16 protein-coding genes are annotated in these 19,871 nt (G+C 57.4%); 11 read left to right on the top strand and 5 right to left on the bottom strand.

Annotated features, from left to right (window positions below):
- The first annotated feature begins 40 nt into the window (after positions 1-40).
- Entirely contained in the window at positions 41-919 is an 879-nt protein-coding gene (locus ACNJX9_RS31640) for a polysaccharide deacetylase family protein (protein ID WP_439405910.1), read from the top strand.
- Between the two features lie 23 nt (positions 920-942).
- Here the strand turns inward: ACNJX9_RS31640 and ACNJX9_RS31635 are convergent, their stop codons facing one another.
- Both ACNJX9_RS31635 and ACNJX9_RS31630 read right to left on the bottom strand, forming a co-directional pair.
- Complete coding sequence (locus ACNJX9_RS31635; protein ID WP_439405909.1) at positions 943-1,983, bottom strand: glycosyltransferase family 2 protein; 1,041 nt, start codon at positions 1,981-1,983, stop codon at positions 943-945.
- A gap of 172 nt (positions 1,984-2,155) precedes the next feature.
- Positions 2,156-3,598: an oligosaccharide flippase family protein gene (locus ACNJX9_RS31630; RefSeq protein ID WP_439405907.1), complete on the bottom strand. Its 1,443-nt coding sequence runs from the start codon at positions 3,596-3,598 to the stop codon at positions 2,156-2,158.
- Between the two features lie 326 nt (positions 3,599-3,924).
- Between ACNJX9_RS31630 and ACNJX9_RS31625 the strand changes: the two genes are divergently transcribed.
- From ACNJX9_RS31625 to ACNJX9_RS31615, 3 genes are read left to right on the top strand one after another with little or no spacing between them, the layout of a single operon-like run.
- A complete protein-coding gene (locus ACNJX9_RS31625) occupies positions 3,925-4,758 on the top strand; it encodes a class I SAM-dependent methyltransferase (protein ID WP_439405906.1) in 834 nt (277 codons plus the stop codon).
- A gap of 51 nt (positions 4,759-4,809) precedes the next feature.
- A complete protein-coding gene (locus tag ACNJX9_RS31620) occupies positions 4,810-6,330 on the top strand; it encodes a hypothetical protein (protein ID WP_439405904.1) in 1,521 nt (506 codons plus the stop codon).
- Positions 6,331-6,369: 39 nt separating this feature from the next.
- Positions 6,370-7,206, top strand: coding sequence for a TylF/MycF/NovP-related O-methyltransferase (locus ACNJX9_RS31615; protein WP_439405902.1), 837 nt, complete (start codon positions 6,370-6,372; stop codon positions 7,204-7,206).
- A 133-nt stretch (positions 7,207-7,339) separates the two neighbouring features.
- Here the strand turns inward: ACNJX9_RS31615 and ACNJX9_RS31610 are convergent, their stop codons facing one another.
- The gene (locus ACNJX9_RS31610) at positions 7,340-8,644 is read right to left on the bottom strand and encodes an O-antigen ligase family protein (RefSeq protein WP_439405901.1); all 1,305 of its coding nucleotides are present in this window, start codon (positions 8,642-8,644) and stop codon (positions 7,340-7,342) included.
- 152 nt (positions 8,645-8,796) lie between these two features.
- On the opposite strand from ACNJX9_RS31610, the gene ACNJX9_RS31605 reads away from it, so the two are divergent.
- From ACNJX9_RS31605 to ACNJX9_RS31590, 4 genes are all read left to right on the top strand, one after another.
- Entirely contained in the window at positions 8,797-9,591 is a 795-nt protein-coding gene (locus ACNJX9_RS31605; protein ID WP_439405899.1) for a hypothetical protein, read from the top strand.
- A complete protein-coding gene (locus ACNJX9_RS31600; RefSeq protein ID WP_439405897.1) occupies positions 9,588-10,661 on the top strand; it encodes a hypothetical protein in 1,074 nt (357 codons plus the stop codon). The genes ACNJX9_RS31605 and ACNJX9_RS31600 overlap by 4 nt, the downstream gene beginning before the upstream one ends.
- Positions 10,662-10,725: 64 nt before the next feature.
- The gene (locus ACNJX9_RS31595; RefSeq protein WP_439405895.1) at positions 10,726-11,670 is read left to right on the top strand and encodes a class I SAM-dependent methyltransferase; all 945 of its coding nucleotides are present in this window, start codon (positions 10,726-10,728) and stop codon (positions 11,668-11,670) included.
- 236 nt (positions 11,671-11,906) lie between these two features.
- The gene (locus tag ACNJX9_RS31590) at positions 11,907-12,959 is read left to right on the top strand and encodes a hypothetical protein (protein ID WP_439405893.1); all 1,053 of its coding nucleotides are present in this window, start codon (positions 11,907-11,909) and stop codon (positions 12,957-12,959) included.
- Here the strand turns inward: ACNJX9_RS31590 and ACNJX9_RS31585 are convergent.
- Entirely contained in the window at positions 12,894-13,667 is a 774-nt protein-coding gene (locus tag ACNJX9_RS31585) for a class I SAM-dependent methyltransferase (RefSeq protein ID WP_439405891.1), read from the bottom strand. The two genes, ACNJX9_RS31590 and ACNJX9_RS31585, sit on opposite strands and share 66 nt — an antisense overlap.
- A gap of 176 nt (positions 13,668-13,843) precedes the next feature.
- On the opposite strand from ACNJX9_RS31585, the gene ACNJX9_RS31580 reads away from it, so the two are divergent.
- Positions 13,844-15,154: a GNAT family N-acetyltransferase gene (locus ACNJX9_RS31580; RefSeq protein ID WP_439405890.1), complete on the top strand. Its 1,311-nt coding sequence runs from the start codon at positions 13,844-13,846 to the stop codon at positions 15,152-15,154.
- A 16-nt stretch (positions 15,155-15,170) separates the two neighbouring features.
- The gene (locus tag ACNJX9_RS31575; RefSeq protein ID WP_439405888.1) at positions 15,171-16,442 is read left to right on the top strand and encodes a glycosyltransferase family 4 protein; all 1,272 of its coding nucleotides are present in this window, start codon (positions 15,171-15,173) and stop codon (positions 16,440-16,442) included.
- A gap of 327 nt (positions 16,443-16,769) precedes the next feature.
- Here the strand turns inward: ACNJX9_RS31575 and ACNJX9_RS31570 are convergent, their stop codons facing one another.
- Positions 16,770-16,997, bottom strand: coding sequence for a PilZ domain-containing protein (locus ACNJX9_RS31570; RefSeq protein ID WP_271621577.1), 228 nt, complete (start codon positions 16,995-16,997; stop codon positions 16,770-16,772).
- A 1,047-nt stretch (positions 16,998-18,044) separates the two neighbouring features.
- On the opposite strand from ACNJX9_RS31570, the gene ACNJX9_RS31565 reads away from it, so the two are divergent.
- Positions 18,045-19,844: an Ig-like domain-containing protein gene (locus tag ACNJX9_RS31565; RefSeq protein WP_439405886.1), complete on the top strand. Its 1,800-nt coding sequence runs from the start codon at positions 18,045-18,047 to the stop codon at positions 19,842-19,844.
- Positions 19,845-19,871: the final 27 nt, after the last annotated feature.

Below are 19,871 nucleotides of genomic sequence, written 5' to 3'. Positions count from 1 at the left end.
CGATTGACGATAGCAGGAAGAGCACTGGTGCGGAGTGAGGATGCCGCGAGCTAAGCGAGAGCTAAAGATTGCTATAAGTCTGGTTTACTACGTCTTCCGAAGCATTTTGCGGTGCTTGCTCCGCCTTGCAGGACGATCGAGCGCGCAGCGGCTTACGATCCTGTATTATCATGGTGTCCTCCCTGGAGAGCGGACCGCCTTTGCGCGTCAGATGGAGACGCTTCACCGCGCGGCGCGGGTAATCCCGACATCGTACAGGGGGAAACTCCCTCCGGGAAAGAAATGCGTTGCGATAACGTTCGACGACGCGTTCACCAGTGTTGCTGAAAATGCACTTCCAGAGCTAGTCAAACATTCCTTTCCTGCGACAATATTCGTCCCGGTGGCGTGGTTAGGGCGACCGCCTGGATGGGCAATGGAGGAAGACGCCTTGGCACGCCCCTCCGCTGCTGGACCAAAAGTTTCCGAGTTGGTGATGTCGTCGGACGATTTGAAGGCGCTCCCGGCCTCTCTTGTCTCGCTCGGGTCTCACAGCATGACCCATCCTCCTATTTCCGCATTAGATGCCGAGCGAGCGAGAACAGAAATCGCCGACTCGCGCCAGCAATTGGCTGAATTGAGCGGGCGGGAGATTCTCGAGTTTTCGTTTCCTTATGGTGACTATAACGCGTCCGCCCTGGCGACGTGCCGCGCAGCAGGCTATCAGGTCGCGTATTCGATCAAACCTCAGGAAGTTGATCCCGCTGGCTCCGAGTTCTTGCGCGGACGCACGAAGGTCGATCTGTCGGATAGTCCAATCGAGTTCTATCTGAAATTCAATGGCGCGTACGAATGGTCTAGCTATGCTTCTCTCTTGATGAACGCGTTCCGATGGGCCTTCCGTAGGCCGGTCTCAAAAATCGAAGTCCAAGCGCGGTGAGCCCCTGTTTGAAGGACCCTCACTCAACCGTGAAACTTTGGCCGGCCTGTCTCGCCCCTAATTCCAGCCAATAGTCCCTCTGCAGCAGCTCTGAAATTCTTAGAGGACATGGCAAAGAGATAGGTGATTGCGTAGGCGCAGCCAAAGAGGAGTCCCAACGGAAAATACCGATGCCAGTGCATGCGAACGAAATGAAGGTTGTTCCGGCTTTCGAGATAGACGGAAAGCCGAGATCTCTCGGCACGCAGACGGGCCGACCCGATCGTCGTGCCGCCCTTATGAGGTACGATCGAGTCCGGCGCATACCCTAACCCGTATCGCTTGGCGCGCATGGACCAGTCCGCATCCTCGTAATACAGGAAGAATCGCTCGTCCATTCTGCCAATTTTTTCGAGACAGGCTCGCGTGACATACATAGATCCACCTGCGATGCAGTCTAGATCGCCCTCGATCGAGCTGAGATCCACCGATGCACCCGCCTCTTCCCCCAGCCCGATAAAAGCAAGGCTTGTTCGTAACTTGCGCCAGCGGTGACCGGCGCGGCAATAGACGTAGTTGTGGTCAGCAGATGACACGATGGTACTGCCGACCATGCCTTTGCGGCCGGCGACGGCGCGATCTGTGAGAGCTTGCAAAGCGCGAGGATGAGGCTCGGAGTCCGGATTCAAGACCCAGATTCCGGCCCAGCCCGCGCTTGATAGCAGCCGGTCGATCCAAATGTTGAGCCCCCCAGCGTAGCCGAGATTCTCCGCAGCGCAGCCCAACCATACGCGCGCGTCTCGACTCTTCAGGGCCAAGCGTTTGACCTCGGACAACCGTCCCGATGGGGTGATCAAGGCATCTTGTGCCAACTCGCCCGAAATCGGCGTGCAGGCCCCCTGAGGGGCCACCAGTCTCTCACACAGGTCGCGGAACGCGCCGGGGCCGCCATTTTCACATATGAAGACGTCGAAACGAGGTTCTTCGGTCAACTGGGCGAGGGCGGCTAGACAGGCTTGTACGTCTTCCGGATTGCGAAAGCTGACGATCAGGATTGCCACTCGAAACGGATCTGCGTCAATCACACGACACTCCAACTGTATCTGTAATGCCGACCGGCTCCGCATTCAGCAGCGCAAATCCGTTACATGGACCCGGTAACATCGACCGCATTTCGTCGCTCCTTCCTTTCGCGGGTTTCCGGAGATACCCGCAATGTTTACTCTGTTCGATCGATGCGGCACGGACCCGCGTCGACTAGGGCGCGAGCGCGCCGGCCAAGAACGACCGTTGTCTCGTCCTCCACGACGCGTATGCGCGCCAGAGCAGCACGGACATGGGCAGCAGACAGGTTGCGGAGAATAGCATGCGCGTTGTCCAGGTTGGGCTGGGCGCGGACCAGATCATAAGGCCGAATAAGCTGGCCGAGGCCAAGCTGAAAACCATGCACTGGAGAATGATGCGTCCGGAAGATCTCAAGCTCGTGAAGGCGACCCAGTGAAAGACAGCAATGGAAATGACATCGCCGAACAGTCTTCCGGCCAGAATCGACTCCGGGGCGGGGTGCGTCACAACCAGAAGCGCGCCAGCAACGACGCCGAGGCCGACGGTGGCATTTGCGAACGCGAGTTTCGCCGTCTCACCTAAGCTCAGCAAAAGTATGGTATGAGCTCCGCGATACGTCGAGAGGAACACGATTCCCGTAATGAGAACGCGCCATGATGGCGGGACGGAGTAGTGGCTGCCGTAGATGAGCGGGGCCAAGAAATCGAGCGTCAGGCCGACCGCAGCAGCATAAGCGAAGGCAAGAAGTGAAAAGAGCCACAGCAACCAGGTGAACGAAGCAAGCTGCCGCTCCGGCGTGCCCTGACTACGCACCATCATCGACATTCCAAGGGTGCCGAAAATTTCGAACATCGGCGATATCGGGGTCTGCGCGAGACCGACCACGACCGCGTACACCGCAAGCGACTCCACGCCGAGTTTGCCGGCCACAAGGAGCCGGTCCGCCTGGCTTATTAACGCCAGCGCAATTCCGTTCGCGGTCAGCGGTAAACCATACTTAAGCACCTCCCGAATAAACCGCGGAGGGGCACGCCACTCGTAGTCAAAGGGAGAAAGCAAATGGCTCAAGACGACCAGCAAGAATGCTTCCCCGGCCAACGATATCAGAATGATCCGATGGTCCGGCACCCAGGGCACCGCTAGGATCACGATAGCAAACCCCGCTATGCTGCTCAGGCAAACCGAAAGGGCTTGGGGGCGATATTCGTAGTCCCTCTGGATTTGATAGACGCCCAAATGATAGAGCGACCGTACTAATGGAATGAACGCGGCAAGCAGGAAGCTTCTCCAGAATTGGGGCACGCCGAACATTGCACTCAGCGGAACGCAAAACGAGGCGAGAGGGATCGAGATCACCAGCCCTCGCAGGAGCTGTAGCCCATGCGCTGCTGCCAGGAACTCGCGAGCCTCTGGCCCCGATCTGACAAGCACCACATGATTCAAGCCAACCTCGGAGATCATCTCCGAAGTCGTAATCACGACAGCGATTGCGATCGCTATGCCGAGTTCTGCTGGGGCAAGAAAATGTGACAGCAGGATCGTTCGAAAGAACCGGGATGAGAATCCGACCAGCGGGGCTGCCGCAGCCAACGACAAACGCCGGGTCCATGGGCCGATTTCGAATCCAAGTTTCATGAGACGTATACCTGCGCGCGATGAACAGAAGCTGCCGACCAATGCGCTCCGCTCAGCACGCGTAAGAACAGGAAAACTTGTCCACTGACTCTAAATCCGAGCTCGCTCCCGCCGCTGTCGCACAGTCGCGTTTGTGCTGGTCGGAGTTGATTCAGTGTGGGGATGCATCGCGGAGGTTCCCGCCTCGCGTTTGATTCTCGCATGAGCCCGACGATGCCACCCCTCCGGGGACTAATGAATTAAATGACGATTTGATATTAATATCTTGATCCATTAGTTTCAACTGGTATAATTATATTTGAATTAAATAGATCGTAGGAGGGTACGTGACCTTACAGGATCTGGTGATCCACAATTACCGTCAGGCGCTGGCGAGAGTCGGGTTGGATCGTCTTGCTCCCTCGCCGGAGAATGTTTGGCCTTACGTGAAGCACCTAAATCCGTCGCCGCGACACGGCTCGGGCGAGAGCATGGAGCAGCTCTTCTACAGTCATACTGGGCGGCTCGCCCACAAATGGCACCACTATCATCGCATTTACGATCGTCATTTGGAAAGATTTCGCGGAACTTCCGTGAAATTCCTCGAGATCGGCGTCAGCCATGGCGGATCGCTGCAGATCTGGAGCAAGTACTTCGGACCGAACGCCACGATCTTCGGGATTGATGTCGATCCACGCTGCTCCGTCGTGGACGACCCGCCCTCGATCAACGTGCGAATTGGCTCACAAAACGATGTGCAATTTCTGCGGTCCGTGGTTGCCGAAATGGGCGGCATCGATATCGTACTCGACGATGGAAGCCACTGGGTGCCGCACCAGCGAGCAAGCTTTGAAGCCCTGTTCCCGCTGATCTCGGCGCGCGGTGTCTATATTGTCGAGGACCTGCAGACCAACTACTGGCGTGGACGTTACGAGGGAGGTTGGCGCCGTCGCTCGACCTTTTTGGAGCAGATGAAGGACCTCGTCGACGACATGCACAAATGGTGGCACACGAAGCCGCAGCGCCTGCCTGACGCGCATCGGTTCGTTGATGCGGTGCACTTCTACAATGCGATGGTGGTGATCGAGAAGGAGCCGCAGGACAAGCCATCCTCGATACAAATTGGCGAGCCGTCGTTTGTCGATCCTTTCACCGCTCGGGTTGACGAGCCAATTGAGTGAGGGCGTCCTTTATCGTCGCCTGCTCTGAGAACCAACTGCGCGGCCTCGATAATGGACCGATTTGGCCTTGCAAGCAGGCTTGCTCTGATCAGCTTCATGGGCCTGCTGAGTTCCATCACGACGATGAGCGCGCGCGGAAGCACCTACTATATCTCCGCCGAGGGCTCCGATCTGAACGGCGGCACCGACAAGGATAATCCCTGGCAGCATGCGCCGGGTATGCCGGATTGCAACGCCGCTTGTTCGGCGGCGACTCCGAAACCCGGCGATCGCTTCATTTTTCGGGGCGGCGACACGTGGCATACGTCTGTAGGTAAGGTTCGCGGAATGCCCTGGACGTGGACTTGGAGTGGGATGACCACGGATCACGTCTACATAGGAGTGGACAACACCTGGTTCAGCGGTTCGTCCTGGGCGCGTCCGATCCTGCACATGGACAATCCCTCGAGTACGGAGCGGCCGGAAAGCTGCAGCTACGACGATTCGGACATAACCGGCGTAAGTCTCGAGAACGTGCGGTACGTCGATTTTGACGGCTTCGAATTTACGGGAAAGTGCTGGGGTGGGACCCCGCGCGGAGCTTCGATTTTTCGCAGCGGCTCCTACATCACCGTTTCGAACTCATACTTTCACGGTTGGACGATGACGACGCATGCCGGCAACGATACTCACTACATGATTTCGGGTGCGGGAAGCGGAACAACGGGCAACGTTGTTGCATCGAATGTCTTTGATGGATCGGATTCGTCCTTGGGGACAACGCCGGGGAAGTCCAGCGGTTTCGCGATTTACGCCGAGTGCTATGATGTGCATGGCAATGTTTTTCGTCACGTCTCCAACGGAGCTGTGTGTTCGAACCTGACCCATGTTCACGAGAATCTCTTTGAGTATATGTACAACCCGGTTGAGCGGCATTTTGCCCACGGCAATGTTGTGGAATCTCTCGGAGGGCTCGAGCAGGGAACGACATATTTCTATAACAACGTCGTTCGGCATACCGCTGAGGGAGTGACGGTCTGGCTGCAAGCATCGATTTTATATGTCTTCAACAATGTGTTTTATGATATTGGCAATCCAATCAACTGCCTGATGCAGAACCCGCCGGGCTTTAGGGCCGGCGCCGGCGTCGCCACCTCCCACATCTACAACAACACCTTCGAATCGCCCTGCCATCTTAATTTCAACGCTGCCAACAGCACTACGCCCTCATGGTCGGGCTCGGTCTATTTCGGAAACAACCACCTCGTCGGATACTCGAGTGTTGCCGCTGGCATAGGATGCCGCTCCGCGGCGAGCTGCTTTCTCAATGACCAAGGCGGCAATGTCCTTCAAAATAAGGCGAAAGCCGCGGCCGAGGGCTACACGCCTGCAAACGGCTACGCTCCCGCCTCTGGGAGTGCTGCGACAATCGGTCGTGCGCTCAACTTATCGGCGATGTGCCCGTCTGTCCCCGCGCTCTGCAGCACCACGAGTTTCGGTGCAATCGATAGGCCGGACCGCGTCGTAATCTATCCCGCAATTCCGGTTCTTTCGCGACCGAGCGATCATCCCTGGAACGTCGGAGCCTTTTAGCGCAGTCGCGCGCCATGCGAGCAATGACGGAGAGTGTACATGTTACAACGTGACCCCTATTTGGAGCTTCTGAAGAAGACCCTAACGGGCTATGTATTCCCCGAATCTGCCTGGGCGCTGATGGAGCCAAGGGATGGTGAGCGGTCGCCCAAAGCGGCCCTCCGCAACCGAGTGCTTAGGTTGGCTGGGCGGAACGGGATTCGGCTCATGAAGGCCAATCGCTTCGATCCAGAAAAGCGAGAATATGGGGAGGATTGGCCTAGCATTGCTTATACGATGGTGGGCCTGAAACGCCTGGACAACGTGCAGGATGCGATCAGGCAGGTCGTTGAAGAAAAAATTCCTGGCGATATCGTTGAATGTGGTGTTTGGCGCGGCGGTTGCGCAATTTTCGCAAAGGCGGCCTTAAGGTATTACGGTGCAAATGACCGTATCCTCTGGGCCGCTGACAGCTTCCAGGGAATGCCCAAGCCGAACCCAGACAAGTATTCGGCTGATACCAGTGCGCCCGATCTCTCGAATTCCGAGTACCTGGAGGCATCCCTCGAAGCGGTTCGTGCGAACTTTCAGCGTTTCGATCTGCTCGATGAGAACGTGCGTTTCCTCAAGGGTTGGTTTGGCCAGACACTTCCGACCGCTCCAATCGATCGTATCGCCGTCCTGCGTGCGGATGGGGATCTTTATGAATCCACAATCGATATTCTGATCAATTTGTACGACCGGATGTCTCCGCGCGGATTCGTGATCATCGACGACTATCATTCTTGGCCGGAATGCAAGAGGGCTGTTGACGAGTTTCGTGGCTCGAGAGACATAACAGCGCCACTGGAGCCCATCGATCGCATGGCTGTCTTCTGGCGGGTCAGCCACCGGTGACGGCGTCGCAATAACCACAAACGCGACAGCCTGGGGCAACAAGGCGTCATCGATGACGCCCCCGAAGCATCATCTATCCCGCGATTCCAATTCGCTCACGGCCGAGAGAAGGTCCCTGGAACGTTGTGGCCTATTAGCGGGGCGAGGATATAACGTGGTGCAGCCCGCTCGCGCCATCGAAGGTCAGCCGGCGAGCGTTGGAGCACTGCTCCCGAAGAGAAGCGCGGATTCCAATGCAGAGTCCCCAAAACAACCAAACATTGTTCCAATAATGAACTGTCAGCCCCACGAACATGAGCACGACGAGACTCAAGGTGAATGCGGTGCAAAGCTGACCGACGTAGGGATCATGCAAAGTGCGGGCGTAAATCTGCCGCGAAGGCCAGAATGAGGCAACATTTGCAAGGAGCAGAGGGATTATCGAGGGAATTCCGAACCGAATGATCATGACGAGCCAGGTGGAATCGACTGAAACGTTCCCGAAGAAATCATCTGCGGGCGCGTAGCTATCGAATCCGTACCCGACGTAGGGCGACAGGCCGATATAGTAGAACGCAGTGTCCCAGGTGGCGACCCGAAAATAGCCGGTGGATGGATCGAGCGTCAGATTCGCGACGATCCATGACACCGGCCTGTTTGCAACCAAGAAGACAACCAAGAGGAGGGCGAACATGGCTGCGGTTAGAACCTGCCATCGGCAGCGGATGCCATGGAGGAGCCCATCGTAGAGCCGGACGAAGATCGCGATCAAAAAAGCGATCAGCGGTGCGGACGACATTGCGAGCACACATCCAAAGAAGCACAGGCTGCCATAGCAAACTCTACCAAGGGACGTGCGCTCGGAGTACAAGAAGATGGCCCCGGCCGCGGCGCAGAACGTGCCGAATAAGATCGGATGAGGAAATGTCGAGAATGCGCGCAGCCATCCGTATCGGTATTCGTATCCCGGAATGGGTAAGCCAAACAGCACGAAGCCAACGTGAGTCTGGCTCAATTGTTCGACGCTTGCGAGGGCGATTAAAGCGATGCAAATGAGTTTGAGCGCTCGAACAAATGTTTCCAGCGCTGGACGGCCGAATATATAGGACCGCGCCACCAGGTAGCCGCCCCCGAATTCGGTTATCAGCGCGGCCGTCGACGACCATGACTGGTCTGTCTGGGACACGGCAATCAACAGCCAGGCACAAAACGCACATGCAATTATATCAGGTGCGCCCCGATGCCGGCCTCTTTGCAACAGTTCGACCGCTGCGGGGAACACCAGCAGCGCGATCACCAGCCGGGCGATTGTGAACTTTGCGCCCGCTAGGAAGAAAGTCATGTTTGAGTGAACGGCAAGGCCTATCACGACAGCCCAGATGGCGAAGCTGTTCGGGCTGTTCGGCGCAACCGGAATGGCAGCCTGAACATCAGGCGAAAAATGACGATCGAGCTGCACCCTGCTGATGCTCCGGGCTGACAATCTGCAAGCCTCCTCAAACACCGCTTTTAATAAAAACGGCCGTTGATCTTTATTATATTATATAATACATTTTTATTTATTGTGGAAATTAAATCTCTGATCGGACTGAGGTCGAGCTTGAGGTCGCAATGGCGTGGTCCGTGCAGATCTGCTGTGTCGCAAACAACAATGCGATCTTGAAGCGAAATCTGAAGTCGTCGCCGGACGTGGCCAAGCGCCGGGTCCCGCTTTCGGTGATATGGGGCGCGAAGGCAGCGTCAGTTGCTTATCGCGAAGCCATTCAAGCAGCCCGGGCGGAGATTGTCGTTTTCGCCCATCAGGACGTCTATTTTCCAGAAGGCTGGTTCTCCAGACTGGAATCCGTCTGCGAGCGGCTGAGTTCAGCCGACCCATCCTGGGCCGTAGCGGGTCTATGCGGCATGACAAACGAGGGCGAATTCGTCGGACACCTCTGGGATGCCGGGCTGGGTGCCGTATGCGGTGGATCGTTCAGCTCCCCCCGAATCGTAACCAGCCTCGACGAAGTGGTCTTGATCGTGCGCCGCGCGTCAGGGATCGTCTTTGATCCGGCATTGCCGTCGTTCCATCTCTACGGGACCGATATCGTGCTTGAAGCACATCGAGCCGGCATGAAGTCCTACGTCGTCGATCTGCCGGTCATTCACAACAGCAAGGCCGGCGTTCGCTTGGACAAAACGTATATTGCCGCCTATCGCTTTATGGTTCGCAAATGGAGAGCACTGCTTCCGTTGCCGACGGTCATCGTTCGGCTGACGAACAATCCTTGGCCGCTGCTGCTGCGCCGCCTGCGCCTGAGATACAAGGCCATTTTCCGGGCCTCCACATTGCGCCCCATGGTTGAATCGCCCGAGTTGGTCGCGAGACAACTCGGATTTGCCAAGACGCTGGAGGATCGCGCTTGAACGATCTCTCTGGAACGATTGCGTTGCAGTCGACTGGTAGCCCGGTTGCCGCCGCTGAGCCCCCGTCGATGACCGTCGTGGTGTGCATCGAATCGGGGTTATTGGAGCCGCTCACGCTGCGAATGGTCGAGAGCTTACGCCGATTTGGCGGCCGCTTTGCGAGCCTGGACGTGGTTGCTGTAACCCCTCGCTTCACCCCGCCTCTGGCGCCGACGACGCGCCGCCGTATGGCGGAATTGGGGATTGATCACTTGCGCGTGCATCCGAGAGATCCGTACGCTTGGCACCACTACATGAACAAGCCGGAAGCGCTCGCGGCTGTCGAGGCACGGACCCGGAGCAATGCAATCGCCTGGCTCGACAGTGACATTCTCTTCTTGCGTGAGCCGAACGAACTTGAGCTGCCGGATGGGGTCGATTTCATCGCTGGTGCCCCGGACGCCGGCGTGATCGGGTCGGCTGGAGCGGGAGATACCAACGACTCGTTCTGGGGACGATCCGCGGCGCTCGTAGGCAAGAGGCTTGACGATTTGCCGTGGTTGCGCACCAGCGACGGGCGCCTCATTCGGTTCTACGTGAACTCCGGCGTGTTTGTTTATCGCCGCGCAACCGGCTTTGGTCGCGCGTATCTTGCTAACTGCAAGAAGTTCTTGGAGTTGAAGGTGGCAAGGACGCATTCCCAAGTGCATTTCCTGGACCAGGTGATGCTCGGCTTAACAGTCATCGAGCGTGGTCTAAGCTGGAAGATGCTACCGGCCTCAAGCAACTTCCCCGTTTGTGGTGCTCTGCCCGACAACTACGAACCCTCCAAAGTCGCCGACGTGAGTGTTCTCCATTTTCACGATTCCATGGGTCGTGCGCTCTGGGGGAAGCTCCTCGATAGCCTGGGACCGGACCATGATCGGGTGCGCGCCTGGCTCGAACCGCAGGGCCCGATAGAGTTGCCGCCGTCGGGCCTGTCTTCGCTCCTGCGCGGAGCGCTCCGTATAACCCGCGGTGTGCGGAGACAAGTGTTCTACGCGCGCTCCGGATTTAGCAAAGCCAGCAGCAGGGCAGGATCGACTTGCTGATCGAAAGTTGGCGCCGCCGGCGGGCTTGGCGGAGCAAGCTTGCACAAGGTGGAGGAGGTGGATCGTGGGAATCGACTTGACTGGCCTCAGGGCCTTAAACTTCGCAAACCGCGTCTACAAATTCAATTTTCGAAAGACCGCAACATTGGGCCGGCACGAGATCCATTTCTGGAAACAGGAATTCGATACCGTGCGGAAGGGTTTCGGCTTCGAATATGACCAGTCGCTCGCGGTAGGTTCGTTCTGCGAACCTCTTCTCAAAAAGCTGGGTGCCGAAGACATCACCTCGATCGATGCGTCCGGCTTCGAAGGTGCATCGCTGGTTCACGATTTCAATCTGCCAGTTCCGGAAACGCTGCACAATCAATTCGATGCGTTCCTGGATTTCGGCTCAATCGAGCATATTTTCAACGTCGCACAAGTGATCGACAACATCGTCAAGTTGGTCAAGCCTGGTGGCCAGGTCCTGATCGCTACCAACGCGAACGGGTTTCCGTCACATGGCCTGTTTCAGTATTCTCCGGAATTCTTCTATAGCGTCTTCAGCGAACGGAACGGCTTCCGAAACACATGCGTTTTTCTGGTCAATACGTCTCGTCCGAAGCTGTGGCATCTGATCGAACAACCAGCCCGTCTCAAGCGGAGGAACCAGCTCCCGTTCGCAAGTCAAATGAGCTTGGTGGTCCTCTCCACCAAAGTCAGCTGCGCGGATAAATTGCACGTGGTCCAGTCAGATTATGATGATACCTGGGCGAGGTTCGATACGGGCAACTGGACCAGATGGAATCCCGAGCAAATCTCGACCTGGAAGAAAGTGCTGCACGGAGTAGTCAACCCGTACGCTTACAAAATGGCGTCGCAGCTCGCTTTGGCCTTTGAGGTACGACAGCAGTACAGAGCCGATCGCATCCTGCTGGACCCGGACAATGTGGATCCAGCAAGATTCAAGAGGGATGGCGGTTCTCGAGCCGGCTCCGAGGCCTACGGCGCGGCTGTGGAAGCGCATTGATGGCGGGAAGGAGAACGCGGGTCGGCATCGCCAAATCCGGCCTCCTCATGCAGGCCGCCGGTTCGCGTGAACTCGGCTCGACCGACCGTGGCGGACCGCTTGAGGGCAAGTCCAGGCGCGAACTTGCGCGGTTCGGGTCAGGCGCACGCCCAAGGCTGCTCGCGCCGGAGGAACGGAGGACGCGCCGGAGCCGATCGTGGCGGCACCAACAGGCGAGTTTGTGGGCCGGAGCGCTCTTGGCCGGATTGATCATTGCCCTTCCAGGTCGCTGTGAAGCGCGGGATGCGAAGCCAGTCGCTCGACCTGATGCTGAACGCGGAACGACGGCCGGAATTGCGACGGGCATCCAAGCCGGGCCGACTGGCTCAGCCCAGAAGGATGATCATCCTCCAGAACCCGGGGCTTGTACCGCCCAGCATCCTCTTCTCCTGAGCAAATACAGAAAACGGCCGGACTGGCCAGTCGCTGGTGTCGACTTTTGCGTGGGTTACGCGGTGGAGACCGTCTTGAAGGACCCTGCAACGATCTCGCTCGACGGTGTCTCGGTCGATACGAAGAATCATATTGTCACCTTGACCGGCAGCAACGTTACGCTTGACGGCTATGACTTCTCGCTTGACGGCGGCTGGCAGGTGCGGGTGAAGGCTTCCGGGAGCAGAATCGTGAACTCAAAGTTCGTCGTTGGCTCCAACGATCTTCTACCGATCGTAGGCAGTCCGGAGGCCTCGCGTCTGGATATTAGTCATTGCACGATTGACGGCGCCGAGCACGACCCTCCTCCTTGGGGAACAATGATCGCATATAGTGGGGTCGACCTTACCATCGAATACTCCTGGCTGATGAATTCCGGCGGCGACATGATTCAGCAGATCGGCGGTACGGGTTCTATCGTCATCGAGCACAATCTCATCGAGAATGGCGGCTTGAGTCCGGGGACACACGGTGACTACACGCAGCTCGAAGGCGGTCCGTTCACCGTCGCCATCAACTACAATACGACGCTGCAGAGTCGCGGCGCCACGCAAGGCCTAATGACCGAGTACGTCGCGGAAGGTGAAATCGGCCACAATACGATGATCGGAACAGTCAGTTACTTCGTGTCGGTGGACCTGTCATCGATCAGAACAACCTTCACGGTTCATGACAATTATTTCGATCCTCGGGGTTACGGATTTGCCTATCCTTCGCGCAATACCGGAACGCCGAACGACTCCAGCCCGAAATCAATCTTCACCAACAACGTGAATATGCGTACGGGTGTCGTGCTGCAGGACGCCGTGCGTCGGTGAGTGTCTGTAGACCGCCGCCCCGATTGGTAGGTCCAATCGTTCGAGGAAACCAGATTGGTCGAGTATCTGGGAAAAGATCGGATTGCTGTAAACGATGTAGAGTTCGTGGTCGTTCTGCTCGAGCACGCTTCTTAAATTGTCGAGCATGCGCTTGAGGACGTCCTTTCCGAATGGATTATAGAGGAAGAGCACAGTGTCCTCGGTTGGAAATCGATAGGATGCGGCGTCGGCAAGGACTGAGGATATGTCCCGACATCTGGGCGCGATGAGTCGGCTGATATTTTCGGCCGCAATCGCGTTCAGTTCGGCGGCGAACTCGATTCCCAGCACGCGCCGAAACGGGTATTCCGAGGCCACGAGCAAGGTCAGACCCTTGCCGGAGCCTACGTCGATGTACACAAAGCGTTCGAGTGGGATCTGCAGGATTTCGATGGCTTTCCGCACGAAATCCGGGTCGGATGCCTGATACCGGACTCCTTCCGCATGATGAGGGCTCCGGATCTGGAGTTTCCAAAGAGGAATCGTCCCCGCGGTATCCGTTCCGTAACGACGATCGAAAGCGCTTTGCGCTTGCTTGGGAACGGAGAGGCGTCGCACATGCTCGATGCCGCCTTTCACGAACGACGCGAAGCCCTCCTGACGGAGCTTCTGCATACCAAACCGCAGCAGTGTTCTGAGCTGGCTGCGTCCGCTGGTCTCCTCAGACATGTGACAACTCGCGTGCTGGGATAGAGGCGCGGTCCTGGCGGGTTGCCGCGGCTTGCAGGCGACCGAGACAAATATAGCAGATAAATGATTATTTAAAATAACGCGATCTGGCTTTAATCTTCATCCAATATGTTGTTTAATTTGAAGCCAGGATTTCAGCGATTGTGCGAGCTACCATGGTCTCAGCGGGATACAGGGGGGTCGACGGGGCCGGTTACGTCGCCCAGGGTCCGAACTCGGGGGACCGTGTTTCTAAAGACGCGGTCAACGACCGCGTCCTGCAGGCGAAATCCATTCGGACTGCGGCTGTGAGAACGGACGAGGCTGCGCCGCGCCACATCGAGATTCTCCGAACCCGGCCGGAAATCGAAGCGCTTCGGAAGTTTTGGAACGCATGCAATCCGCCGCGAGACGCCGATCTCGAGTTTTTCTTATTCATTTCCGACATCTATCCTGAGGTCGAGCGGCCACATGTCCTGGTTCTCTACGAGGGCGGCGCTCCAAAAGCTCTTCTCGTGGGCCGACTTGAACGGGTTCGCTTACCCCTGCGGCTGGGATATCTCCCGCTCCCTAGTCCGACCGTTCGGATGATCCAAATCGTGCACGGCGGCTGGTTGGGAGCACTCTCCGAAATCAACGCCAAGCTCCTCGTGGAAGGTCTAATTGCCTCGCTCGCGGCGGGAGAGGCCGACGTAGCGTCCTTGCATTCGCCCGATCTTGCTTGCTCGATCGCTCGATACGCTCGAACTCTGCCGTCGTGGTGGTGTTCGGACCACACGGTCCGGCCGGAGGCGAGGCGCGTACGCGAGCTTTTGCCGGAAGCCGGCCCATTCTTGCGCAGCCTTTCTCAGAACGAGCGATACCAGCAGCGAAAGCGCGAGCGAAACCTGAGAAGCAGCTTTGGCGAGCCGTTGATCGAGATCTTTACCAGGCCGACCGAGGTCGATCGGCTGATGCGTGACGCCGAGACGGTCGCCTGCAGGTCTTATCAGAGAGGCCTTCACGTAGGCTTCTCGGATACTCCGGTCATTCGCAATCGTCTGCGGTTCGAAGCTGAAAGGGGATGGCTACAAGGATATGTTCTCTACCTCAACGGCGACCCGGTGGCTTTCTGGATCGGTTCCCTGCGCAACGGTGTTTTCCTTAGTGAGTACCTATCATTTGATCCGGCATATACGAAGTATGCTCCCGGAATGTATCTGATGCTGGTCGTGATGGAGAAACTGCATGACGGTCCCAGTCATGCTCCCGTGCGACTTGTCGATTTCGGCATCGGCGATGCTCCGTATAAGGCACGATTGGCCACTCGTCATTGGCAGGAATCGACGGTTCTCGTCTTCAGTCCGCGGTTGAGGTCCGTTTCGACTAATGCGCTACGTTCGTCTGTCGCGATGGCGAACCGGTGGATGAAGGAGGCCCTGCGCTTCACACCCTGGCTCTCGACGTTGAAACGGAGGTGGCGCGCCCGGGTGATGAGCGATGAGTGAGGGGGCGGAGACATCGGTGCATTCTACCCTGGGCCAGAAGTTCGAGTTGCCTCGCGAGGCGCGCAACAGCGAAGCCGCTGATTCCGCCCCAAGTCGTGCGAACCCGGCGCCGCCACCACATGATAAGCACGCCCTTGGCGAAGCGGCCGCATTGGGTGTGTTGATCCCGCTCCCTCTCAACGGAATGGGCGTCGGCTATACATGCAGCTCTCTTGCCCGCTGGATGGCGGACGAGCGGATCGAAATCACGGTCGTCACATCCCGTAACGAGCTCGCGCTGCCTTCAATTAAGGTGATCGAGGCTTTGCCGCGCTGGGCTCGACATGTGCCTTATCGTTGGACTCGCGGCTATGCGGGTCACAGGATCGAGCGGGACTTCCTTTCGTGTTTTGAACAGTACCGATCGCGAAGGCTCGCGGCTAGCCTTTGGCCTGATGCGTCGCTTGGGACAATCCATGAGCTGAAGCGGCGAGGCGTGACTGTTTTTCGAGAACAGTTCAATTGCCACACGGCTACGGCCAAAAGGATTCTGGACCAAGCATATGGGCGCCTTGGTGTTGAACCAGCACACACGATCACGGCTGAGACCGTCGAAGGCGAGAGGCGGGTCTTGGACGCGGTGGATTATGTTTTCTGTCCGAGTCCTTTGGTGCGAAGCTCATTGCTCGAGAATGGTGTTCCGGCACGCAAGCTGCTGGACACCACGTATGGATGGGATCCCGAGCGGTTCGCAGGACCACAAAGGCCTCTCGCGCCAGCCGAAGGCATCACGGCTCTTTTCGTAGGCACGATCTGTGTGCGTAAAGGTGCTCATTTATTGTTGGACTACTGGCAGCAAAGCGGCATCAAGGGGCGCCTGGTGCTGGCCGGTGAACTGGAGCCGATCATCAAGGAAAAATATGGGCACCTGTTCGGGAGGGATGACATCGTTGTTCTCGACTACTCCAAAGATGTTGGTGCACTCTACAAGTCTGCCGATATGTTCCTGTTTCCGTCTCTGGAAGAGGGAAGCCCTCTGGTGATCTACGAGGCGTGCGGTTGTGGGCTGCCGACGGTAACATCTCCGATGGGGGCTGGCAGGATCGTGCGGCACGACTGCGAAGGATTTGTAATCGATCCCTACGATGCAGCAGGCTGGTGTGCGACACTTCGTAAGTTGGCCGCGGACGCGGTATTAAGGCGGCGTATGTCCAATGCTGCCTTCGAGCGTGCGCGACTATACAGTTGGGAGCAGGTGGCAGCCGCCCGGCGGCAACTGATATTTGACGCCCTCCGCGCGACTTCATAATCCGGGGCTGAAAGGTCGTAGGTCAAGCCCTGGTCCGGCGTCGTCCGCTGCTGTCACTGCTTCGGCTGTTTTCGCGATTCTCCGCAGATTGGCTTCCAGATCTGAGACAATGTCGTGCAGCAGATGAGCTGCAAGTGGATCTGTGACCTCGCGCTCTAGGATGCGGTAACGCGCGATTTGCAACTCCTGCTCATTACTTTGGCGCTCTGTCATCGTGTTGCACCCTCGAAAGGCTACCCGGATGTGACCCTTCAGTCGTCCATTGGGCGAAGCGCTTCTTGGTTCGGCCGCTATGTCTTCGTCGTGCCCTGAGGCGGGCCGGAAATTCTAGTAGAACGCGACGGCGATTCGAGTTTCCTTGCGCCAGACCACCGCGCAGCGCCTCCGCTCACCTTCCGGAAGCAGAGTGAGCGCAAATTCCTCCGGAACGCTGCGAGCTTCGCGAACGTCGAGGGCTGCACCAAACGGAGAAATGCTCCGGATGTTGCACTCCGTCTGCGAGCGTCCAAAACTAATCAGGCCCAGATGTGCCGATCGGGGTTTGCTCTCATTCATGACGTGCTCCTAATTGTGAGGCTCCGGCTGCTGGAGTAGCCCACGGAATGGCCCGACTCCGCAGCCCGGGAGAGCGAGGAATAATAACACGTCACCGGCGCCAGTTAAATAATTAATTGTTTAATTTGTGGCAATAAATGTAGGTGCGCGCGATGTTTGGTGGCGTTCTGACCTGCCAGCCCCCATTTAAGCCGCCAAGTGGCTGATGTAAGCTATTGATGAGAAAAGACATATCAGATTGCTTCCGGGTCGGCGTGTGCGTTCCGAGCGACGCGCTCGGACTTTAACTGGAGGTGTAATTAAATATATGAAGTTTTAAAATTAAACCCTCAGGGCTTTGTCGCCGCCTCTTATAATGGGAGGCGGATAGCCGTCGTAGCGACACGACTACGTTGCGCCCGCGAGCGGCAATTCATCTGAGTTGTTCATTTGCATACGAAAGGAACGTGCGCCCCCAACCGGCGAGTTGCGTGCCCAGTGACGGAAGCATCGGTCGCTGCTTGACTCGTTGTCGATCCGACCGGCCGTCACGCCCATGAAGTATCTCAGCGGATCTCCAGGTAGAAACGGTGGCGCAATCGCAACAAATTGTGGCGGCTCGTGTTCGCTCTATTTCATCTGAACAGGTTTTACTCTTGCGTTTTGGAAGCACACGCCTCCGAAGCAAGATTAAATGAATCCAGATTGCGACAGGTCGAATCCGATCTGGTTGATGATGTGGATCTTTCCCGGAAAATTCATTGTGAGTCACAATCTCAATCCCCGGGTTCATACGGTATTTCAAATTGAGCTTTGAGCGATTGTCTGATGGCGGTGAGCCAGTATTCGGCGTTTTGATAATTTAATTTTCTGGTGTGACGTGCCTACCAAAACATCACCCTAGCACAGCCCCGATGTCGTCCAAAAAAAGCCCGCGGTGCCGGGGCAATAGTCTGCCCGCCGGTCCTGACGTGGTCGGCTCGAGAAGAAGCAAGACAGCATGGCGCTCGGGGAGCATCCTTGGATGAGCACATGTTGAGGGGAAATAGACATCAGGAGAACAGGTAGATGGCGCTTAACGACGGCTCAGCTAATGCACCGGTTGGATCACCGCAGCTTCCGAGCTTGCTGGACTCCTACGGTGCTAGCCGCCCTGCATGGAGTGTCGCCGGCGTGGATTATCATGTTGGGGTGCCGCAGGGTTTGGCACTCAAGGATCCCGCGACGATTTCGATGGCCGGTGTTTCGGTTGACACGACCAATCACGTGGTGACGGTCTCTGGCAACAATGTCACTCTTGACGGCTACGACTTTTCTGGCGGCGGTGGCTGGCAAGTAAGTGTCGAGGCCGCGAACACAAAGATCCTCGATTCCAATTTCGTCGTCGGGTCCAACAACTACACGCCGATTGTTGGTACCGAACAGGCGTCCAACCTCAGTGTGTCCAATTGCACGATCGACGGGGCAGGACACGACGCGGGAGTGTCGGGCACTCTGTTTTTGTATAGCGGCACCAACTTTAGCATCGACCACTCGTGGCTGAAGAATGCTGGCGGGGACACGATCCAGCAGACTGGTGGCTCCGGCTCCATCGTCATCGAACACAATCTTATCCAGGATGGCGGCCTGAGCCCGACATCTCACGGGGACTTTACGCAGTTCGAGGGCGGTCCGTTCACGCTTGCCATGAACTACAATACGACTGTCGAAAACAACGGTGAGACCCAGGGACTGTACACAGAGTTCATCTCTCAAGGGCAGATTACCCACAACACGATGCTCGGTAACCAGAGCTACTTTACGTCAATCGATACCCAATCCCTCACCGGAACCCTGACAGTCCAGGACAACTATTACGACCCGTCCAAGGCGTACGGTTTTGCCTATGAGGGCGGCTCGAGTCCGTTGGCTGTTCTTGATCATAACGTGGATATGACGAGCGGAACGCCCGCTACCACCGTCACAGGCACGCCCACTGGCACGGTGACCGGCACTCCGACTGACCCGTCGACGGCTCCTCCGACTGATACGACGGCGGGCACTCCGACTGACACGTCTACGGGTTCTACGGCCGACACGACGACCGGCACTCCGACTGACACGTCGACGGCTCCTCCGACTGATACGACGGCGGGCACTCCGACTCACACGTCTACGGGCACTCCGACCGACACGACGACCGGCACTCCGACCGACACGGTTACCGGCTCTCCGACCGATTCGTCGGACGGTTCGACGGGAACCGCAACGGATGCTCCGAATGCTCCGGTGCTGGTGAGCGATTCGATCGTTCATCATCATGCAATCGTGTCGGGAACGGCCGATCCGGGCACGACCGTGCAGCTCTACGAAGGCACAACGCTGCTCGGCTCGGGGACAACGGACGGTGATGGAAACTGGAGCGTAAGGACCTCTGCCCTCAAGGCCGGGTCACACACCTTCACTGCGACGGCTACGGATGAGGCGGGCAACACGAGTGCCTTGTCTGATCCGCTGGATCCCACTGTCGGTTCGCATAGCGGCTCGCATGCCCAACATGCCAGTACGATCACGGAGCCGAGCAGCAGCCAGGTCAATCCGAGCGGTGGTGCTCAGACGGCTGGCAGCGATGGTCATTCCGGCACGGGAAGCGGGGACACGTTCGTCTTCCACAGCAACTTCGGCCACCAAGCCGGGGCTTCCACGGCCGCCGCAGCTGGCCCCGATCAGCTCCAGGCTCACAACAGCGTATTCGACAGTTTTGCCAGCACCCTGTCGCATGCGGCTCAGTCGGGCCACGACCCCGTTAGTCCAACCGGGATTGACACGCTCGCGCTGAAGACCATGAAAGTCGATGCATCTCACAGCCACGACTTCCATTTCGCCTAACCGACAATCGTAACGACTCAACTCTGC

It is taken from the genome of Bradyrhizobium sp. BLXBL-03 (genome assembly GCF_051853015.1).
Classification (GTDB): Bacteria; Pseudomonadota; Alphaproteobacteria; order Rhizobiales; family Xanthobacteraceae; genus Bradyrhizobium; species Bradyrhizobium manausense.
This window is presented reverse-complemented; position numbering and strand designations above follow the sequence as displayed.